Annotated in this window: 19 protein-coding genes; 7 read left to right on the plus strand and 12 right to left on the minus strand. The window is 66.4% G+C overall.

The features are described 5' to 3' along the window. Positions 1–9 precede the first annotated feature (9 nt). The gene (locus SKC41_RS10965) at positions 10–882 is read left to right on the plus strand and encodes an aminodeoxychorismate lyase (protein WP_330978836.1); all 873 of its coding nucleotides are present in this window, start codon (positions 10–12) and stop codon (positions 880–882) included. 242 nt (positions 883–1,124) lie between these two features. On the opposite strand, the gene SKC41_RS10970 is transcribed toward SKC41_RS10965, so the two are convergent. From SKC41_RS10970 to lmeA, 9 genes are all read right to left on the minus strand, one after another. After that, on the minus strand, positions 1,125–2,666 hold the full coding sequence (locus SKC41_RS10970) for a sensor domain-containing protein (RefSeq protein WP_330977654.1): 1,542 nt from the start codon (positions 2,664–2,666) through the stop codon (positions 1,125–1,127). A gap of 154 nt (positions 2,667–2,820) precedes the next feature. After that, complete coding sequence (locus SKC41_RS10975; protein WP_330977655.1) at positions 2,821–5,193, minus strand: hypothetical protein; 2,373 nt, start codon at positions 5,191–5,193, stop codon at positions 2,821–2,823. Positions 5,194–5,316: 123 nt separating this feature from the next. Then, positions 5,317–5,991, minus strand: coding sequence for an FABP family protein (locus tag SKC41_RS10980; protein WP_330977656.1), 675 nt, complete (start codon positions 5,989–5,991; stop codon positions 5,317–5,319). A gap of 160 nt (positions 5,992–6,151) precedes the next feature. Beyond that, positions 6,152–6,454 (minus strand): DUF1416 domain-containing protein, encoded by a 303-nt coding sequence (locus SKC41_RS10985; RefSeq protein ID WP_036471607.1) that lies wholly within the window; start codon positions 6,452–6,454, stop codon positions 6,152–6,154. Position 6,455: 1 nt separating this feature from the next. Continuing rightward, entirely contained in the window at positions 6,456–7,289 is an 834-nt protein-coding gene (locus tag SKC41_RS10990; protein WP_330977657.1) for a sulfurtransferase, read from the minus strand. A 37-nt stretch (positions 7,290–7,326) separates the two neighbouring features. Beyond that, a complete protein-coding gene (locus SKC41_RS10995; RefSeq protein WP_330977658.1) occupies positions 7,327–7,803 on the minus strand; it encodes a DUF4395 domain-containing protein in 477 nt (158 codons plus the stop codon). A 95-nt stretch (positions 7,804–7,898) separates the two neighbouring features. Then, positions 7,899–8,018 (minus strand): Ms5788A family Cys-rich leader peptide, encoded by a 120-nt coding sequence (locus tag SKC41_RS31855; protein WP_442931588.1) that lies wholly within the window; start codon positions 8,016–8,018, stop codon positions 7,899–7,901. Positions 8,019–8,023: 5 nt separating this feature from the next. Then, positions 8,024–8,446 (minus strand): thioredoxin family protein, encoded by a 423-nt coding sequence (locus SKC41_RS11000; RefSeq protein ID WP_330977659.1) that lies wholly within the window; start codon positions 8,444–8,446, stop codon positions 8,024–8,026. Between the two features lie 13 nt (positions 8,447–8,459). Further along, on the minus strand, positions 8,460–9,272 hold the full coding sequence (gene lmeA, locus SKC41_RS11005) for a mannan chain length control protein LmeA (RefSeq protein ID WP_330978837.1): 813 nt from the start codon (positions 9,270–9,272) through the stop codon (positions 8,460–8,462). Positions 9,273–9,458: 186 nt separating this feature from the next. Here lmeA and SKC41_RS11010 point away from each other — a divergent pair, with 186 nt between their 5' ends. The 6 genes from SKC41_RS11010 (at position 9,459) to pstB (ending at position 15,179) form a co-directional block, all read left to right on the plus strand. Then, positions 9,459–10,232, plus strand: a complete 774-nt coding sequence (locus SKC41_RS11010; RefSeq protein ID WP_330977660.1) for a winged helix-turn-helix transcriptional regulator — start codon at positions 9,459–9,461, stop codon at positions 10,230–10,232. Then, the gene (mshD, locus tag SKC41_RS11015; protein WP_330977661.1) at positions 10,229–11,146 is read left to right on the plus strand and encodes a mycothiol synthase; all 918 of its coding nucleotides are present in this window, start codon (positions 10,229–10,231) and stop codon (positions 11,144–11,146) included. Before SKC41_RS11010 ends, mshD begins: the two co-directional genes overlap by 4 nt. A gap of 140 nt (positions 11,147–11,286) precedes the next feature. Beyond that, the gene (pstS, locus tag SKC41_RS11020; protein ID WP_442931589.1) at positions 11,287–12,399 is read left to right on the plus strand and encodes a phosphate ABC transporter substrate-binding protein PstS; all 1,113 of its coding nucleotides are present in this window, start codon (positions 11,287–11,289) and stop codon (positions 12,397–12,399) included. Positions 12,400–12,447: 48 nt separating this feature from the next. Beyond that, on the plus strand, positions 12,448–13,479 hold the full coding sequence (gene pstC, locus SKC41_RS11025; RefSeq protein ID WP_330977662.1) for a phosphate ABC transporter permease subunit PstC: 1,032 nt from the start codon (positions 12,448–12,450) through the stop codon (positions 13,477–13,479). Beyond that, positions 13,476–14,390, plus strand: a complete 915-nt coding sequence (gene pstA / locus SKC41_RS11030; RefSeq protein WP_330977663.1) for a phosphate ABC transporter permease PstA — start codon at positions 13,476–13,478, stop codon at positions 14,388–14,390. Before pstC ends, pstA begins: the two co-directional genes overlap by 4 nt. Before the next feature lie 12 nt (positions 14,391–14,402). Then, complete coding sequence (pstB, locus tag SKC41_RS11035; RefSeq protein WP_330977664.1) at positions 14,403–15,179, plus strand: phosphate ABC transporter ATP-binding protein PstB; 777 nt, start codon at positions 14,403–14,405, stop codon at positions 15,177–15,179. 4 nt (positions 15,180–15,183) lie between these two features. Here the strand turns inward: pstB and phoU are convergent, their stop codons facing one another. The 3 genes from phoU to dusB form a co-directional block, all read right to left on the minus strand. After that, complete coding sequence (phoU, locus tag SKC41_RS11040; protein ID WP_330977665.1) at positions 15,184–15,852, minus strand: phosphate signaling complex protein PhoU; 669 nt, start codon at positions 15,850–15,852, stop codon at positions 15,184–15,186. 57 nt (positions 15,853–15,909) lie between these two features. Beyond that, on the minus strand, positions 15,910–18,054 hold the full coding sequence (locus tag SKC41_RS11045; RefSeq protein WP_330977666.1) for an LCP family protein: 2,145 nt from the start codon (positions 18,052–18,054) through the stop codon (positions 15,910–15,912). 170 nt (positions 18,055–18,224) lie between these two features. Further along, positions 18,225–19,358: a tRNA dihydrouridine synthase DusB gene (gene dusB / locus SKC41_RS11050; protein WP_330977667.1), complete on the minus strand. Its 1,134-nt coding sequence runs from the start codon at positions 19,356–19,358 to the stop codon at positions 18,225–18,227.

The raw sequence follows: 19,358 nt of genomic DNA on the forward strand, positions 1-19,358 counted from the left end.
CAGACGGGTGTGATCGTCACCCTCGACGGTGAGATACATCCGCCCGGCACCCCGATCTTGTACGCCGACGATCTCGCGGCGGTCCGCGGTGACGGTGCCTTCGAAACCCTCTTGGTCCGCGACGGCGGCGCCTGTCTCGTCGGGCCGCATCTGCAGCGCCTGACCCAATCGGCCAAATTCATGGACCTGCCCGAGCCCGACCTTCCGAAGTGGCGGCGCGCGATCGACATCGCCACCCGGGAGTGGGTGGCCGGCTCGTCTGCGGAAGCCGCGTTGCGGTTGATCTACAGCCGGGGTCGTGAGAGTGGTTCGGGGCCCACCGGCTACGTGATGGTCAGCGCGGTCCCGGAAAGGGTTGCCGTGGTTCGCCACAATGGGCTGGCGGCGATCACGCTGGACCGAGGATTACCCGCGATCGGCGCCGGCGAGATGCCCTGGTTGTTGGCTGGTGCGAAAACCCTGTCGTACGCGGTGAATATGGCCGCGCTGCGCCACGCCGCCCAGCGGGGCGCCGGCGACGTGATTTTCGTCAGCTCCGACGGCTACATCCTGGAAGGCCCGCGTTCGACGGTGGTGATCGCCACCGATTCGTATGCGGGCCCGGACAACAATCTGTGCCTGCTGACGCCGCCGCCCTGGTATCCGATTTTGCGCGGCACCACGCAGCAGGCGCTGTTCGAGGTGGCGCGCAGTAAAGGTTACGACTGCGACTATCGGGCGCTACGTGTCGCGGATTTGCATGCCGCCCAAGGGATCTGGTTGGTATCCAGCATGACCCTGGCCGCTCGCGTGCACACGCTTGACGGTCGTCCGCTGGGTCGATCGCCGATGACGGAGGACTTCGCCCAGCTGGTCGACGCGGCGATCGTCAGTGATCGCTGAGCGCTGAATTGTGTTGTCGGCTCGCGCAGTGGCGGGTACGGTCGGCCGTACACAAGGAAGGAGGTGGTCCGCGAAATTGATAGCTTCATGGACATGTGAGGTGGCTACGCGCTAGCTGCATGGCTTCCGAAGAGCTAGCGATTTACGCGCGCTGGCGAATTCCACGTAGCCACCCGGCCCCCGAGCTTCCCGGTCTGTCCAACCAGGAGCATGGCTCGGGGGCCGCTCCATGTCTTGGGCCGCTACTGATTGGATTTCGCGGCGATCTGCTCGGCGATCTTGCCCGCTTGGCCGGGAATGGCATTCGGCCCACACACCGTCACGTCGATGACCCTGGCGCCGTCCGCGTGCAGGACGTGGTGGCAGACTTTGACGTTGTCGCCCCGGGTGCGTTGTTGGGCGATCCTCGGTACGGTCCCGGTGACGTCCGCGAACGCCCAGTCATACCTGTTGCCATTGAGCGTCTCCGTGATCGTCTTTCCGGCGCAAGACCTCCACTTCTCCGCGGACGCCGCGACGAAAGCGCTCGCCTTCTCGGGCGAGGAGAATTCCGAGATGGTCTCGATGATCCGGTTCGGCGGGTCCTGTGTGGCCGTGTGCACGATGAGGCCGCCCACCGCGCTGAAGCCGCTGGCACCCTCGTATGCCGCCGCCACGGCGGGCTCATAGGTGCCGGCGCACGCCGGGTCGGTCAGTGTCCACTTGGGGCTGCGCAGCGCGATGATCTTGTCGCCGGGCACCAAGGTCGGGTCACCCACGATGGCGGCGATTTCGGGCGCACCGATCAGATAGGTTTGTAGCTTTGCCGCGTCCGCGGACGGGCCCGAATTCGCCACCGTCGGTGCCGAATTGGAGTTCGACGCCGTCGGAGCCGGTTTGGTCTTGCCGCTCTGCGTGGTCATCACCACGACGATCGCGATCGCGGCGATGACCGCGACTGCCGCGCCGCCGATGATCAGCAGCCGTTTGTTCGACCCGCCGCCGGCCGCGCCGCCGCTCACCGCGGTCGGGACGGTGACCGCGTTCGCGCCGGTCGGTGCGGCCGCGGGAGTCGACGCCGCGGCAGCCGCCGGAGCCGCGGCAGCCGCCGGAGCCGCGGCATTGGCGGCGCCCCCGGGCGGACCATCCTGAGCCTCGATTTCGGCCAGCACGTTGTCGATTTCGCTTCGGGTGCGGTACGTGACGTCGTGTCGCAGGCGCAGCATGCGCAGCAGCTGCGCGATGTCGCCGCGCGCACTGGGGTCGTCGCCGTCCTCGTCGAATCCGGACCGTAGCTCGACCAACAGCTGGAGCTGCTGCTGCGGGCTCAGCTCCTTTTCGGCCAGGGTATTCCCCAGCCGGGTGATGTAGCCGAACGGCACCGGGGGCTCAGCTGGCAGCGGGTCGGGCAACGGCACGGGCTTGCTGCGAAGCGCGTGCACGGCGGTGACCAACTGGATGCCGGCGTCCACGGTCGGTTCGCGGTAGTCGATGATCTGCAATGCGGCAAGGGGATTCACGCGCATGCTATCGACTTCACCGATGCGAACCGGAAGGATCGGGCGACCCAGGGCCTGGGCGTAGCGCAGCTCCGCCTGGCTCGGCTTGGATTGCAGCCAGTTGCTCGACAGCGCGACGATGAACACTTCACAAGCGCGGATCTGCTCGAGGATCTTGGCCCACCACGAATCGCCGCCACCGAGCTCCTGGTCGAACCACACCTGGTTCTGCCCGCGCCGAAGGGCGTTGGTCAGGGCGTCGACCCTCGACCGATCTTGGCTCGAGTAGCTGATAAACAGCGCCATCGCAGTCTCCTAGGGTGAAGCGGAGCGAATCAACGGGAGCCGAAAGCCTGCCTGCGCGACCCGTACGCACATGCGCCGATACCGTATCAGTGTTGGGAGGCTTCAGGATGCGCAAATTTTCGGCGCGATTTTGGACTCGGAGACGGGCGACCGTCTACCCCTCACCGACGTCTGGGGCACGGGCTTCGTCGGGCGGCTGGTATTCGGCGTAGCGCCGGGCGAACTCGTCTCCGGGGACCGGCCATTGCTCGCCGCTGGCTCCGCGCACGACCCAATCGCCTTCGGCGGCATTCGTAGGGCCCTCCAGGGTCTCGATGGTCTCGCCCGGGTAAGCCGGGCGCGCCTGCACTCGCCCCTTGCGCTGCCACTGCCCGTCGCCCGCGGGCTCGTAGGTGTCCCGGAAGATGTCGTCGCGTACCGACCAGACCTTGCCGTCCTCGGAGATCGCCCAGTCGCCGGCATCGGCGCGCATGGTGTGTCCGGAGTCCGACGTCCAAGTCCAAGGTGCGCTTCGTTGTTCGGCGGTGACCGTGCCGACCCGGGTGAAGGACTGCCACAGCGGACGCGACCGGAAGCCCAGCTGTCGCAGGCTCCACAGCGTGCCCGCCAAACTGCGCACCGCGGCGTTGAGCAGTTCCGGGTCGCTTTTCACCACGGTCCAGTCGACGAGCTTGTTGTGGATCTTGCGTGAGTCGTCGCGTGGGGAGCCGTATTTCCAACCGTTGCGCCGGTAGTAGCGGCACCAGTCCTCGTGTTCTGCCTGGGCCATCTGCAGCGCGGAGTCGTGGTCGAAGCCCATCAGCGCAAGCTGTTCCAGCGGCGACAGCTCTGCCATCTCGCTGCCCGATAGCTGCTGTGGCGGGCTGCCCCAGGTGTTCCAGGTATGCCCCGCGATCTGTTCGACCATCCATAGCGCGTTGCGGACCTGGCGCCGGTTGGACCCGCGGTAGAACTCGTTGAGCTCGGCCCACGGCACCGATGCTGGCCCCCGCGTCCAGCTCGGGTCGATCGTGGCGACATAGCGCTCGTGGATCAGCCGGGCCGCGCGCTCCCACGCGTCCTGAACCTGACCCTCCTCGGTGTCGAGCACCAGCGAGTAGGACTGCAGTCGGCCGACGACCTGGATCGAGTCGTCGGTGATGCTGGTGTTCAGGTCGGAGGCGTAGATGGGCATGTCGGGGAAGCGGGCGGCGAGCCTGGCCGCGGTTGTTCCGGCATGGGCGTCGACGAAGATGACGGCGCTGGTGGCAGGGTCGACATCGCCGATCAGCTTCAGCATGGTCGGTATCGTCGGAGCCTCGGCGACCGCGTCGATCGTCGGGCCGTCCGAGGCGAATCCGGCCTGCTGGCGGTGGAACTCGTGATCGCGCAGGTAATCTTCGGCGTCTCTTTCGACGAGGGTCAGCGCGGGCAACGCGACCGCGCCGGGTGCCGTGTAGAAGTCGCGCTCCAGCACGCGTTGGGTCAGGTCCGCGCAGAGTGCCAGTGTCAATTGCGAAGTGCCACAGACGAATACATGCTTAATCCGCCCGATCGCCAAAATGCTGTTGAGTAACCGGCCCGCGGTCACCTCGTATTTGCCGATAACGTCGGCCGCCCATCGGGTGTCCGATCCGCCGAACTGCTGGGCGCGCCACGCCTGGGCCAGCCAGGGATCGTCCATGCGCACGATCAGCGGCAACCGCTGCTTGTGCGCGATTTCGGAGAGCCGGCGGCTGATCAGGTCCAGCCACAGCAGGTTGAGCGCCGGGTCCGGTGCCACTAGGTAGAGCCGAGAAAGGCGGCGCCACAACCGAAGTGACACCAGGGTCGACGGGGTGTTGAAGTCCACCAGCACCACCCGGGCGCCTTGGCGGCGGGCCCGCTGGACGCGGTCGTCGCTGGCACCGGTGATGACGACCAGAGTGCTGCGTCGGTCCAAGGTGCGCGCGACGGCGCTGAGTATCGACTGGGTGTCACTGTCGATACCGACGACGGCCGTGACGGATTCGGCCCAGTTGGCCCGCATCCGGTCCACCTGGGATCGGAAGACGCCGACCACGGCACCGCCCAATCCGGTGAAAATCGCCGACAGCGCGGCGATCCGGGCCATTTCCAGGCCGACCGGCGTGGGGCTCGGGCAGGTTTTGCCGCTGATCGAGAAGTCCCCGGTGCCGCCCTTGACCAGACTCGCCGTCGCCATCAGGGGGGTGAAGAGGGCCGGATGGTTGGCATCGTGACATCCCCAATAGGAAGTCAGCCCGAGAATCGCCGTCATCGGGACCAGACCTGCGATCAGGGTGAACGAAACACCCACCACCCGGTGGCTACCCGAGCGGAAATTCAGCACGGACGCCCAAATGAGCACGAGAACAACGACGGCGAGCGTCGGCATTGATCCCGGCCGGCCGAACCACCCCACCCAGGCTGGAAATGAGTCGTCGAGGGAGGGGCGCGCATCCAGCACGGCCAGGTAGGCGATCATCAGCAGGCCGACCGCGGTTACCGCCCAACGCAAGATGGGCGAGGGTGCCCTCGTGGGACGCATCCGCCGATCTCCCTTCGCGCGGTATCGGCTGCTCGGACGTCGAACAGTACACGCAAAAGATTGGGCGAAGGCAATGATTTGGTACGAGCGCGAATTAGCTAGTCCGCCAACAGCAGCGGGCCGCTAGCCGACGAATCGCGACAGCCGCGCCGACAGGTGCGGGACCAGTCCGCCGTCGGCGTCCACCCGCTCCTCCACGTAGGCGAGGTCGCCGCCTTCGACGATGCCGTAGAGGCGCTTGGCGCCGCCGACCAGAACACCCGACCGGCTGCGGGCCAGGGCATCGGTCACCAGCTCCCACGACGACTGGTTGCGCGGTCGCCCGTAGAAGAGTTCGACGTAACCGGACGAGTGGGCGAGCAACAGCTCGATGGCCTGGGATTCACTCGGGTCGTCGGGGTCGAGGACAAACCGCCAGAAGCCCGTCTCGCGCAGGCCGGGCTCCTGGTAATTGCCCGCGGTGTCCAGGCGCCAGGATCTGGCTTCCCAATTCAGGTAGTCGCCGCCGTCGTGGGAGACCACGATCTGCTGACCGAATCGGTAGTCGCCATCGGGGCCCCCGATATTTCGGCCCTCGCCCTCCCCGCGCCACACGCCGACCAGCGGCAGCAAGGCCAGCAGCGCGTCGTTCAGGTTGGCGCCTTCGCGAAGGTTCGCCGTGTCGGGCGGGACCGGCAGATCGTCGAAGGCGGGGATGTTGCGGGCCGCGGTCACCTTGGCGCGTTCGGCGGCGGCAGCCACCGCGCGGTCACTGGAGGCTGCAGAGCCGGCCGCTCCCTCAGGGTCCTCGTACGTCACGACTCGTCGGTGATGAGCCGGTAGAGGGTGTACAACGCAAACCAGGAGATGACCACGACTGCCGCGACCAGCATGATCTCGAAGAAGAGCACCACGCTACGAGTCTATTCGCCTCGCGCCGTCGACCGCGCTTCCGGGGATCCCGGTCGCACGTCAACGGTCACGCGATCTTGACGTCCACCTCGTGGATACCGGCGCCCGACGGCGCGACGACAGCGTCGCCGTTGCCCGCCTTGGACAGCGCCCGCAGCGTCCACGCTCCCGGTGCCGCGAAGAACCGGAAGTCGCCGGTGGCCGACGCGACGACCTCTGCCGTGAACTCGTCCGACGAGTCCAGCAGGCGGACAAACGCGCCACCGACGGCCTGGCCGTCGCGGTCGACGACGCGGCCGGTGATCACGGTTTCCTTCTCCAGGTCGACGCTGGCCGGCAACGTCTGTCCTTGCCTAGGTGCAGAGCACATATCAGCTTCCCAACTCGATCGGGGCGCCCACCAGGGAGCCGTATTCCGTCCAACTGCCGTCGTAGTTCTTGACGTTCTTATGCCCGAGTAATTCCTGCAGAACGAACCAGGTGTGCGACGAACGTTCCCCGATTCGGCAGTAGGCAATCGTTTCCTTGGTGCCGTCCAGGCCGGCGTCGGCGTACAGCTTGGCCAGTTCCTCGTCCGACTTGAAGGTGCCGTCCTCATTAGCTGCGCGGCTCCACGGCACGTTTATCGCTCCCGGGATATGTCCGGGTCGCTGGCTTTGCTCCTGCGGCAGGTGCGCGGGCGCCAGGATCTTTCCCGAGAACTCGTCGGGGGAGCGCACGTCGACCAGGTTCTTGGTGTTGATGGCCGCGATGACCTCGTCCCGGAACGCCCGGATCGTGTTGTCCGGCGGCGCGGCGGTGTAGGAGGTGGCCGGCCGGCTGACGGTGTCGGCGGTCAGCGGGCGTCCGTCGAGCTCCCACTTCTTGCGGCCACCGTCGAGCAGCCTGACGTCGTTGTGGCCGTACAGCTTGAAGTACCAGTAGGCATAGGCGGCGAACCAGTTGTTGTTGCCGCCGTAGAGGACCACGGTGTCGTCGTTGGCGATGCCGCGGTCGGACAGCAGTTTCGAGAACTGCTGGGCGTCGACGAAGTCGCGCTTGACAGGGTCCTGCAGGTCGGTGCGCCAGTCGAGCCGGATCGCACCGGCGATGTGGCCTCCGTCGTAGGCACTGGTGTCCTCGTCGACCTCGACGAACACGACGTTCGCCGTGTCGAGGTTTTTCTCAGCCCAATCGGCGGAGACCAGGACGTCAGAGCGTGCCATGGGGTGGATCCTTTCGATTACTTGCGATGAACTTGGGTTACGCCGGACCGGCGGTCGGTCGTGGTCGTAAGCGAACCACGAGCGGATAGAGCTGGCAGCCCAGGCAGATGCCAAAGGCCGCATTCAGGAAGGCCGCCACCAGAGCGAAGGCCGTCGCGACGACGCCCACCAGGGGCGCACCGACGGCGAATCCGGTAGTACCGACGATCGCGAAGACCAGGCCGACCAATTGGGCGAACTTCAGGGGAGCCACGGGTTCGCGCTCCTTGACCGGGCCCAGCCGGGGTGCCACCACAGTGGCGAACACCCGGCCGTAGGGGTGCCGGCGCGGGCCGCCGAGAGCACCGATCGCGAAGACAACGGCCTGCAGACCCAGGATGATCGCGGCCGCCGGCGGGCTCATTGCCGAGACGAGCAGCGTGACGACCAGGACCGCGGTGGTGACCCAGGCGGCGAATCGGGGTCCACGAACGTCGACGCGGTCCAGCCGGGTGTTGGTATTGGTGACTGACACGAAAGACTCCTATTCGCCTGTTGCACGGAAAAGTAGAGACACACCACGGTGGGGTTCCGGGCTGCTCCGAGTGCTGCGCGGGCGCGCGCGGCTACTCAGCAGCTACAGCAACAGCGACAACAACAGCCCGCGATGCGGCACAGATCGACTGCGCGACGCTTGGTGAGCATGAGCTCGATGCGGGATGACACGTCGGTTAGCTTACCCAATGACATTGCGATCAAGCCAATAGCGGTTCGAGCGCGGAGCGCAGGTCGGCGGCCTTGGGGACACCCGATGTCCGGTAACGCTGGCGTCCGTCGGCGTCGAAAATCAGGGTGGTCGGCAGCGACAAAACCGAAAACCGGCGTGCGGCTGCCGGGTTGGCGTCGATGTCGACTTCGACATGCGCCACGTCGCCGATGTTGTCGCACACCTGGCCGACCACCCGGCGGACCCGATCGCAGGGTCCGCACCACGGTGCGCTGAAATGCACAACGGTCGGCCCGGTACTGGACAGGCCCAGGTCCGCGGATTCGGCGCCGGCGCGCTCGCCGGGACCGGGATCAACCTCTTTCAGGCGTCCGGAGCGGCGGGTCATCAGCCAGCCGGCTGCTGCCGCCATGGCAACAGCCGCCACGATCGCGACGACAACGGTCGTCATCGCCGCTTCTCCGTCATGATTGCTTAAACCCTTCGAGAGTCACGGTTACTCCCGTGGTGATGCCCTCGATGATGACGTCCGAGCCGCGAGCCCCCACCGTGCGCGGCGCCACGCCGAACGGAAGTCGCTGATTGGGCAGTCTGGCGGCGAAGCCGCGCAGCACTGCGTCGCGCTTGTCGTCCGGGACGGCCTGGTTGGCGGTGTCGGGACCGGTGAGGATGCCGGTCGGGGTGAACACGAGTGTCGCCGGGTCATCGGAGGCGATCGACAGGTCCACCGACACGCTCACCCGGTGGTCGAAGTTTGCCGATTTCGGGGTGCCGCTGAAGACCAGCCCGTGGTTGCCGGAAATGCCCGATTCGGTAGTGCCGCCGGTAGCGTCGTTGGTCTCGGCGGGGGGCGCCTCCACCATCAGGTCGCCCATGCCGAGGTAGCGGCCCAGGTGCGTCGAGTCGAGGATGATGCGGCTCTCCAGCTTGCCCACCGGCAGCTTCGCATCGGGCCTGATCAGCCACGACGCGTAGGTCAGGTCGATCGAGTGCATGGTGGCTTCCAGCGTGGCCTTGCCGGTCGGCGCGTGATCGATGCCGTTTGCCTTGATCTCCAGCTCGTTGTAGTGGCGGTGCATGGCCTCCGGAATGAACGGGAAGGCCAGGATGGCCACGAAGGGGTCTGACCCCAGATCCGCCGCGTTGCGTACGGTGCGCGAGAGGTGGTACTCGGCGTAAATGCTGGCGCCGTAGTCCACGCCGACGGCGCCGACGACGATGGCCGCCACGACGGAAACCGAGGCGATCACACTGATCAGCACCCTGCGCATGCGAATATTGTGGCGCAGTTCGGCGCGGCGCGTGGCGGGGGATTCCGGTCTGGACTCCCTCGTGGCGGGGCTCACAGTCGTTGGCAAGGACACGCACAAAGGCCAGGTAGCACGTTATCGTTAGGTGGCCTGGCCACTAACGACACGTGCTTTATGAATCTGGGAGATGCCTTTCCCACGAGCTGGAGGGGCTTGTTGGAGCTACTACTACTCACCTCTGAGCTGCACCCGGACCCGGTCCTGCCGTCGTTGTCGTTGCTTCCTCACACCGTGCGGACGGCGCCGCCCGAGCCTTCCTCACTACTGGAGGCGGGGACCGCGGACGCGGTGCTGGTCGACGCGCGCACCGATCTGTCGGCCGCGCGCGGGCTTTGCCGCCTGTTGAGCACCGCGGGCCGGTCGGTCCCGGTGGTGGCGGTGGTGGCCGAGGGCGGCCTGGTTGCGGTCAGCGCCGACTGGGGGCTGGACGAAATCCTGCTGCCCGGTACCGGACCCGCCGAGGTTGACGCCCGGATACGGCTGGTGGTGGGTCGCCGTGGCGGGCTGGCCGATCAGGAAAGCGCCGGCAAGGTCAGCCTCGGCGAGCTGGTGATCGACGAGGGCACCTACACCGCGCGGCTGCGGGGCCGCCCGCTGGACCTCACCTACAAAGAGTTCGAGCTGCTGAAGTACCTGGCCCAGCATGCGGGGCGGGTGTTCACCCGCGCCCAGCTGCTGCACGAGGTGTGGGGATACGACTTCTTCGGTGGCACCCGCACGGTCGATGTGCACGTGCGCCGGCTGCGGGCCAAGCTCGGACCCGAGTACGAGGCGCTGATCGGCACGGTCCGCAACGTGGGCTACAAAGCGGTTCGTCCGGCGCGCGGACGAGCGCCGATTCCCCAGCCCGATGACGAGCCCGAAAGCGACGAGGCCGACTCCGAGGATCTGCAAGACCCACTGGCCGACCCGCTGCGCAGTCAGTGATCGCGCCTGACTGGCGCTGCGCACTGACCGCTGAAGAGCAGCAGGAGGTGCGTGAACTGGTTGCTGCGGCAACCGAATTCGATGGGGTAGCACCCGTCGGCGAGCAGGTTCTTCGCGAACTCGGGCACGACCGCACGGATCACCTGCTGGTCACCGCGGACAACGCGATCCAGGGCTACCTCAATCTCAGTCCGCCGCGTGACGGCGGCGACGGGATGGCCGAACTCGTGGTCCACCCGCAGGCCCGCCGGCGCGGTATCGGCACGGCGATGGGACGGGCGGCGATCGCCAAAACCAATGGGAATAACCGCTTCTGGGCACACGGCACGCTGGCGCCGGCCACCGCGACCGCGGCCGCGCTGGGACTGGTCGCGGTGCGGGAACTCGTCCAGATGCGACTCTCGCTGCACGCGATCCCCGGCCCGGTGAGCCCGTTGCCCGGCGTGCGGGTGCGCACCTACGCGGGCACCGACGACGACGCCGAGCTGCTGCGGGTCAACAACGCCGCGTTCGTCGACCATCCCGAACAGGGCGGGTGGACCGCGGCCGACCTGGCCGAGCGGCGCAGCGAGCCCTGGTTTGACCCGGCCGGCTTGTTCTTGGCGTTCGACGACAGCGAGGCGCTACTGGGCTTCCACTGGACCAAGGTGCACCTCGACCAACCGCGTCTCGGTGAGGTGTATGTCCTCGGCGTCGACCCGGCCGCGCAGGGCCGCGGGCTGGGGCAGATGTTGACGGCCGTGGGCATCGAGTCGCTGGCGCGGCGCCTGCTCGGGCCGCCGGACTCGGGCGACGTCACCGTGCTGCTCTACGTCGAGTCGGACAATGTCGCCGCGGTCCGGACCTATCAGCGGCAGGGCTTCACCACCTACAGCGTTGACACCGCCTATGCACCGACGTCCACCACGGGCTGAAGGAAAGCGCAGGCAGAAGTGGCGTGCCAGCTGACAATTCACCGCACGTTCACCACTTAGGCACTCTTGCCAACCGGGCGTCAGCGCATAGTTTCGAGCGGCGGGCCCATGCGTCGAAACTGCGTCAGAAAGCGAGATCGGTGAGCCTGGACAACGTGGGCAAGGCGCTGGCGGCAGCGGTGCTGACGATCACGATGACCAGTGCGGGCCTGACGGCCTGCGGCAGCGATGAGAATCATCACGACCCGGCCTCGGCGCCCGCCGGCACGCCGACCTGCGGCGGTAAAGGCGAACTGACGGCCGAAGGGTCGACCGCTCAACAGAACGCAATGGCGATGTTCAGCCATGTCTGGGGCCAGTACTGCCCACGAAAGTCGGTGTCGTACAACCCGACGGGATCGGGAGCGGGCCGCGAGCAATTCATCGCCGGCCACGTCGATTTCGCGGGATCGGACTCGCCGCTGATCACCGACCAGATCCTGCCCGCCACCAAGCGCTGCAACGGAAACCCCGCCTGGGACCTGCCGCTGGTGTTCGGGCCGGTGGCGCTGGTCTACAACCTGCCCGAGGTCAAGACGTTGATCGTCAACGGCGATGCACTGGCCGGGATTCTGACCGGCCGGATCGCCGTCTGGAATGACCCCGTCCTGACGGCGCTGAATCCCGGTGTCGCCCTGCCTGACATCAGGATCGCGCCGATCTACCGGATGGACTCGTCGGGTACCACCGACAACGTGCAGAAGTTTCTGACCGCCGCAGCGCCCGAGAGCTGGTCGCGGGGAGTCGGTACCGAATTCCAGGGCGGTGTCGGCGAAGGAGCGATGAAGTCGTCCGGCGTCATCCAGGCGGTGCGGACCATCCACGGCGCCATCGGCTACGTCGAAAAAGGCTTCGCTGACCAGGCTGGCCTTCCCTACGCGCAACTCGCCACGGCCACTGGCGTGGTCCCGCTGACCACCGAGACGGCCAGCGCCGCGATCGACACGGCCACCTTCGTGTCGGGTGGCAACGACCTGGTGCTGAACCTGAATTCGATGTACGCCGCACAGCGGGCGGGCGCCTATCCGCTGGTGCTGGCCACCTACGAGATCGTCTGCTCGAAGGGTTACGACACCGAGACCGCCAAGGCGATCAAGTCCTTCCTGAGCGTGGCGGCGAACACCGGTCAGGCCAACCTTTCCTCGGCGGGCTACATCCCGTTGACCGATAAGGTCAAGGAGCGATTGATCACCGCGATCAATGCGATGCAATAGCCCGCGGGTCCAAGGACCGACACCAAAACCAGCAATGACGGATTCACAATGACTACGCCAGATCCATCCCAGGCGGGTTCGGGTGCCGTTGTTGCCGCGTCCTTTTCTGAGACGCCAGTCGTACCCATCCGCTCCTGGAAGGGTGTTCAATCCCGCTTCGGGGACCGGATTTTTCGCAAGTTCGCGGAGATCTCGGCGGTCCTGGTCGCCGCCGTCGTCATCGCGATCGGCGGGTTTCTGCTGGTGCGCGCGATACCGGCGTTCAAGCGCAACCAAGAAGACTTCTTCACCTACCGCGGCAACTGGGTCACCACCAACACCTCGGCGATGCACTTCGGCATCCTGGACCTGCTGCAGGTGACGGTGTTCATCTCGGTGTTCGCGTTGATCCTGGCGATGCCGGTGGCTCTGGGCGTCGCCATCTTCCTCACCCAGTACGCGCCGCGGCGGCTCGCCGGGCCGCTGGCCTACACGGTCGATCTGCTCGCCGCGGTGCCCTCGATCATCTACGGCGCGTGGGGTTTGTATGTGCTGGCTCCGCAGCTGCGGCCGGTCGCGACTTGGCTGAACCAGTCGCTGGGCTGGTTCTTCCTGTTCGCCGACGGCACCGCGTCTCCGGCCGGCGGCGGCACCATCTTCACCGGCGGGATCGTGCTGGCCGTGATGATCCTGCCGCTGATCACCGCGGTCACCCGAGAAGTTTTCGTGCAGACGCCGCACGAGCAGATCGAGGCCGCGCTGGCGCTCGGTGCCACCCGCTGGGAGGTCGTCACCACAACGGTGTTGCCGTTCGGGAAGTCGGGGTACATCAGCGGCGCGATGCTGGGGCTGGGCCGCGCCCTGGGTGAGACGGTCGCGCTGCTGATCATCGTGCGCGGCACTCAAAAGGCGTTCGGCTGGTCGCTATTCGACGGCGGCTCGACCTTCGCGACAAAGATCGCGGCCGCCGCATGGGAATTCAACGACCGGTATAAGGCCGGCGCGTATATCGCCGCGGGACTGGTGCTTTTTGTGCTGACCTTCGTGGTCGATGCGCTGGCACGCGGCGCCCTCGCCGGGATCCGGAAGGGCGCGCGATGACCTCGATCTACGACCGGCCGCTCAAGGCTCGCACGCTGTCCGGACTCGGCCGGCGCCGCCGGGCCTCGAACATCGTTGCGACGGTGTTAGTTTCGCTGTCGATGCTGATTGCGCTGGCGCCACTGCTGTGGGTGCTGGGCGCGGTTATCGTCAAGGGTTTCAATGCGATCGCGTCCACGTCGTGGTGGACGCATTCGCAGGTGGGCACGACGCCGTTTGTGCCCGGGGGCGGCGCCTACCATGCGATCGTCGGCACCCTGCTGCAGGGATTGATGTCCGCCGCGATCTCCGTCCCGATCGGTGTCATGCTTGCGATCTATCTGGTCGAGTACGGCGGTGGTACCCGGCTCGGCAGGCTGGCCACCTTCATGGTGGACATCCTGTCCGGTGTGCCATCAATTATTGCCGCATTGTTCATCTACGCGTCGTGTGTGGCCACGCTGGGCCTTGGCCGCTCGGGGTTCGCGGTGTCATTGGCGCTGGTCCTGTTGATGCTGCCGGTGATTGAGCGATCGACCGAGGAGATGCTGCGGATTGTTCCGACGGATCTCCGCGAGGCCAGCTATGCGTTGGGCGTGCCGAAGTGGAAAACCATTGTCAGGGTGGTGATTCCGACAGGGTTGTCGGGCATCATCACCGGGATCATGTTGGCGCTGGCCAGGGTGATGGGCGAGACGGCGCCGCTGCTGGTCCTGGTCGGCTATTCGCAGGCGATGAACTTCGACCTCTTCAAGGGCTTCATGGGGACGTTGCCTGGCATGATGTTCAACGAGACGGCAGCGGGCGCAGGCGTGAACCCGGTTCCCACCGAGCGGCTCTGGGGAGCGGGGCTTACCCTGATCGTGATGATCGCCGTGATCAACGTCGCAGCCAGATTGGTTTCGAAGATGTTTGCTCCCAAGAAGTCCTAGGCAGGAGTACCGGTGGCCAAGAGGTTGGACCTGAAAGACGTCAACATCTACTACGGGTCGTTTCAGGCGGTCGCCGATGTGACGCTGTCGATTCTCCCGCGCAGTGTGACGGCCTTCATCGGCTCGTCCGGCTGCGGCAAGACAACCGTCCTACGCACGCTGAACCGGATGCACGAGGTCATCCCCGGTGCGCGGGTCCAGGGTGCGGTGATGCTTGACGATGAAAACATCTACGCCCCGGGCATCGACCCGGTTGCTGTGCGACGGGCGATCGGCATGGTGTTCCAGCGGCCAAACCCGTTTCCCGCCATGTCTATTCGCGACAATGTGGTGGCGGGCCTGAAGCTGCAGGGCGTGCGCAATCGCAGGCTGCTCGACGAAGTCGCTGAGCACTCGCTGCGCGGCGCCAACCTCTGGGATGAGGTCAAGGATCGGCTGCACAAACCCGGGGGTGGTCTCTCCGGCGGACAGCAGCAGCGGTTGTGCATCGCGCGCGCGATCGCCGTACAGCCCGATGTGTTGCTGATGGACGAGCCATGCTCCGCGCTGGACCCGATCTCGACGATGGCGATCGAGGAGCTGATCAGCGAGCTGAAGCAGGACTACACGATCGTCATCGTGACGCACAACATGCAGCAGGCCGCCCGCGTCAGCGATCAGACGGCGTTTTTCAACCTGGAAGTCGCGGGCAAGGCCGGCCGGCTCATCGAGATCGACGACACCGAGAAGATCTTCTCCAACCCCAAGCAAAAGGCCACCGAGGACTACATCTCCGGTCGCTTCGGCTAACGGGTTACGACGTCGTCTGCGCCGTCTCGTCTTCGGGTAACTTGCCCGTCGCTTGGAAGATCACTCGCCGGGCCACCTCGACCGCGTGGTCGGCGAAGCGTTCGTAGAAGCGGCCCAGCAGCGTCACGTCGACGGCGGCCGCCACACCGTGCTTCCATTCGCGGTCCATCAGCACCGAGAACAAGTGCCGGTGCAGATCGTCCATCGCGTCGTCTTCTTCGCGGATCCGGGCGGCTTTCTCCGGGTCCCGGGACAACACCACTTCTTGCGCGCTGTTACCCAATTCGACTGCGACTCTGCCCATTTCAGCGAAGTAGCCGTTGACCTCCTCGGGCAAAGTGTGCTGAGGATGGCGTCGGCGAGCGATCTTGGCTACGTGCAGCGCGAGCGCGCCCATCCGGTCGATGTCGGCGACCATCTGGATCGCACTCACGATGGACCGGAGATCGCCGGCCACCGGTGCCTGCAGCGCCAGCAGGACGAAGGCGCTCTCCTCGGCGCGAGCGCTCAACTGGGCTATTTCTTCGTGGCCGGAGATCACCTGTTCGGCGAGGACGAGGTCGGCCTGCAGGAGTGCCTGGGTTGCCTGCTCCATAGCTACCCCCGCCAGCCCGCACATCTCGCCAAGGCGCTCGGACAAATCCGAGAGTTGCTCATGGTAGGCGGTCCGCATGTCGCCAAGCCTACTGACTCGGCGTCCGAATCGGCGATCTACTGAAGCGAAATATGGTTATTCACAGGTGGTATCGGCGGCGTTGGTCACCGTCAGGTCGTCCGGCAATTTGGTTGGCGTGCTGCCCGGACTGTGATCGATCTGAACGGACAGCGACGAGCCGCTGGGCGCGGGGGTGCTGACCGACTTGAAGTCCGGGCCGAGCACCACCTGAACGACCTGCCCGTAGCCGGAAACCCGGGCCACCTTCGAGTTGGCGAATGCCGATGCCACCGTCGCGGCCGCTTGTTCGTTGCCGGGCGAGAAGAACACCGTCGTGGCATTCACCGAACTCGGATAGTCATCGGGTGACATGACGTTGAACCCGTTGCGCTTGAGTTGGCTGGTGGCGGTGGCGGCGAGCCCGCTCTGCGGTGTGGCATTGGAGACCCGCACGGTGACCTCGTCGGGCGAGGTCGCCGTCACCTGCTCGCGTCGCCCCTCGGGCGCGGCGCTCGGCGGCGAGGACTTCTTGGTGGTGGGTGCGGTCGTCGGTCCCGAGGTCGGCGCCGGCGACAGATTCTGCGCGTTCTGGTCGTTCTCCTCGGGCAGCGGATCGTCGTTGATGATCGCGTTGAACAGCGCCTTCATGTCGGCGGTGCGCGGCGGTTCGTCGCCGTTCTGGTCCGTCACACCGGTGGGCACCGTGACGAAGGTGAAGTGCCCGGCCGCCATGCCCTGCAGCGACTGGCCCAGCTGAACAAGGTCTTTGGTGCCGACGTTGTCCACCCGGCTGTTGCTGATGAACATGTTGACCACGTTGTTGAGCTTGTTGAGGTCGGTCAGCGTGGATTCGGAGATCAGCGAACGCAGCAGCGACGACAAGAACAACTGCTGGCGTTTGATGCGTCCGTAGTCGCCGTTGAATTCCGTGGTGATCTGGCGGGCCCGCACGTAGTTCAGCGCCGTTGGGCCGTCGATGATCTGGCGTCCAGAATGCTCGAGGACGGTACCGAGTTCGTAGTCGTGCAGCGGGGTCTTGCTGCACACCTCCACACCGCCGAGTGCTTCCACCATCTTGGCGAATCCGGCGAAGTCGACGGCGATGAACCGGTTGATGCTCAAACCGGACAGCTTCTGGATTTCCTTCACCAGACATTTCGGGCCGCCGAAGGAGAACGCCGAGTTCAGCTTGGTCTCGGTGTAGACCATCTTGGAACCCCAGGTCTTCGTCTTCTCGTCGTAAAGGGGGCCGTACTTACCGGTTTCGGGGTTCCACGCTTCGCACTGCATCGGGGTGATCGCCAGGTCGCGGGGGAACGAGACCGCCACCACGCGTTTGCGGTTAGCCGGAATGTTGACCAGCATCACGGTGTCCGACCGGGCGCCGCCGGCGTCCTCGGTGTCCCCCGCGCCCATGTCGGCGTTCTCCCCGGAGCGCGAGTCCATGCCGACGATCAGGAAGTCCTCATCGCCGTACTGCCCACCGGGGTCGACGATGTCGGCGGAGTCCGGGTCGAGCGCGTTGACGACGTTGAGGCGGTGGTTCTTCGACGCACTCCACTGGTAAGCACCGCCTGTCACGGCCAGCGCCACCCCGGCACACAGGGCGGCCATCGTTCGAACGGCCAGCAATATCGGCCGACGGCGGGACTTGCGTTTCGGCGTCGAGTTCGCGGGAGATTTCGGTCGACGGGTTCGCTTCGGCTTGACCGGGCGCGAATCGCCCGGTTCCTCGATCGCGAGTTCCAGCTCGGGCTCGTCGCCGTGTGGGTAGTTCGTAAGCTCGAGATCGGGAATCTCCGAGACCACGTCGAGCGAGTAGGCCGGGGTGTCGATGACCTGGGTGTCCTGCAGGTCGGCGAACAGCTCCGGCTCGGGTTCGGTGGGTCCGTCGTCGAGGGCCGCGCGGCGGTGCCGGGTGCCGGCATTGCTGGCGCCGACCTTGGCGATCAGGTCCGCGACGCTGAGCGCACCGGAGGCATGGCTGCCGCCTCGCTCGGCGCTGCGGGCCGACCGCTCGACAGGTTCGGCCGGCTCTTCGGCGGATGTCCGAGTGGGCGGCTCAATCTGCCAGCGATGGACGCTGTCATCGGCGAGTGGTTGGGAGAATCGCTCCCACGGTGCGGCGCTCAATGCGGCGGCCGAACTCGGGGAGGCCGGTCGACGGTCGCGGGGGCCACGGCGATGGTCAAGAGTGGCGTCTACCTCGCCGTCACTCATGTCCTACCCGCCTCCGAAGCTCTGATGCCGCCGTCAGTGGTGTCCGTGCGCCAATTCGCCGCCGCGCCGCGCTAACAGCGCTGCAAAACCGACCGCTACCCAAACGCAATCAAGCAAGGTCCACATCGTACTGACTTATCGCCGCAGACGCGATTTCGAGCGGGGTCGGCTCAGCCGCCGGAGTGCATGACGTCGGCTCCCGCCGGAACCGTGCAGTCATCCGGGTCGTTCAGCCAGCCGTCGGGCAGGCTGACGCGGGCCGGTGAACCCTGGCGGCCACGCGGACCGGTCGCCGCCTCCGGGAATTCGACCGTGCGGTCCAGCCGGTCCAGCAGCGCGTCGAGCTCGTCGAGCGTCTTGACCAAGGCCAGAGCGCGCCGCAGATCGGATCCGGCCGGGAAACCGTGCAGGTACCAGGCGACGTGTTTGCGGATGTCGCGCATGCCCTTGTCCTCGCCGAAGTGCGCGGTGAGCAACTCGCCGTGCCGGCGCACGATGTCGGCGACCTCGCCGAGCGTCGGCGGGGCGGGGGCCGCGGTACCGGTGAAAGCGGCCGACAGTTCGGCGAACAGCCAGGGCCGGCCCAGGCAGCCGCGGCCGATCACGACGCCGTCGCATCCGGTGCTGGCCATCATGGTCAGCGCGTCGCTGGCGTCGTAGATGTCGCCGTTGCCCAGCACGGGAATCGTCGTCACCTGCTGCTTGAGCAGAGCGATCTGCTCCCAGTCGGCGGTGCCGGAGTAGCGCTGCGCCGCGGTTCGGGCATGCAGCGCGACCGCGGCCGCGCCCTCGGCTTCGGCGATGCGGCCGGCGTCGAGGTGGGTGTGGTGCTCGTCGTCGATGCCGATGCGGAACTTCACCGTCACCGGGATGTCGGTGCCCTCGGTGGCGCGCACCGCCGCGGCGACGATCTGGCCGAACAGGCGCCGCTTGAATGGCAGCGCCGCACCGCCGCCGCGCTTGGTGACCTTGGGCACCGGGCAGCCGAAGTTCATGTCGATGTGGTCGGCGAGGCCCTCGTCGGCGATCATCTTGGCCGCCGCGTAGGTGGTGGCGGGGTCGACGGTGTAGAGCTGCAGCGAGCGCGGCGATTCGTCCGCGGCGAACGTCGTCATGTGCATCGTGACCGGATGCCGCTCGACGAGGGCACGGGCGGTCACCATCTCGCAGACGTAGAGCCCGCTGACCGTGCCGACCTTCGACTGTTCCAGCTCACGGCACAGCGTCCGGAACGCAACGTTGGTCACGCCCGCCATCGGTGCCAAGACCACCGGGCTGGCGAGCGCGATGGAACCGATGTGCAC

Origin of the sequence: Mycobacterium sp. 050128 (assembly GCF_036409155.1) — a bacterium.
GTDB lineage: Bacteria > Actinomycetota > Actinomycetes > Mycobacteriales > Mycobacteriaceae > Mycobacterium.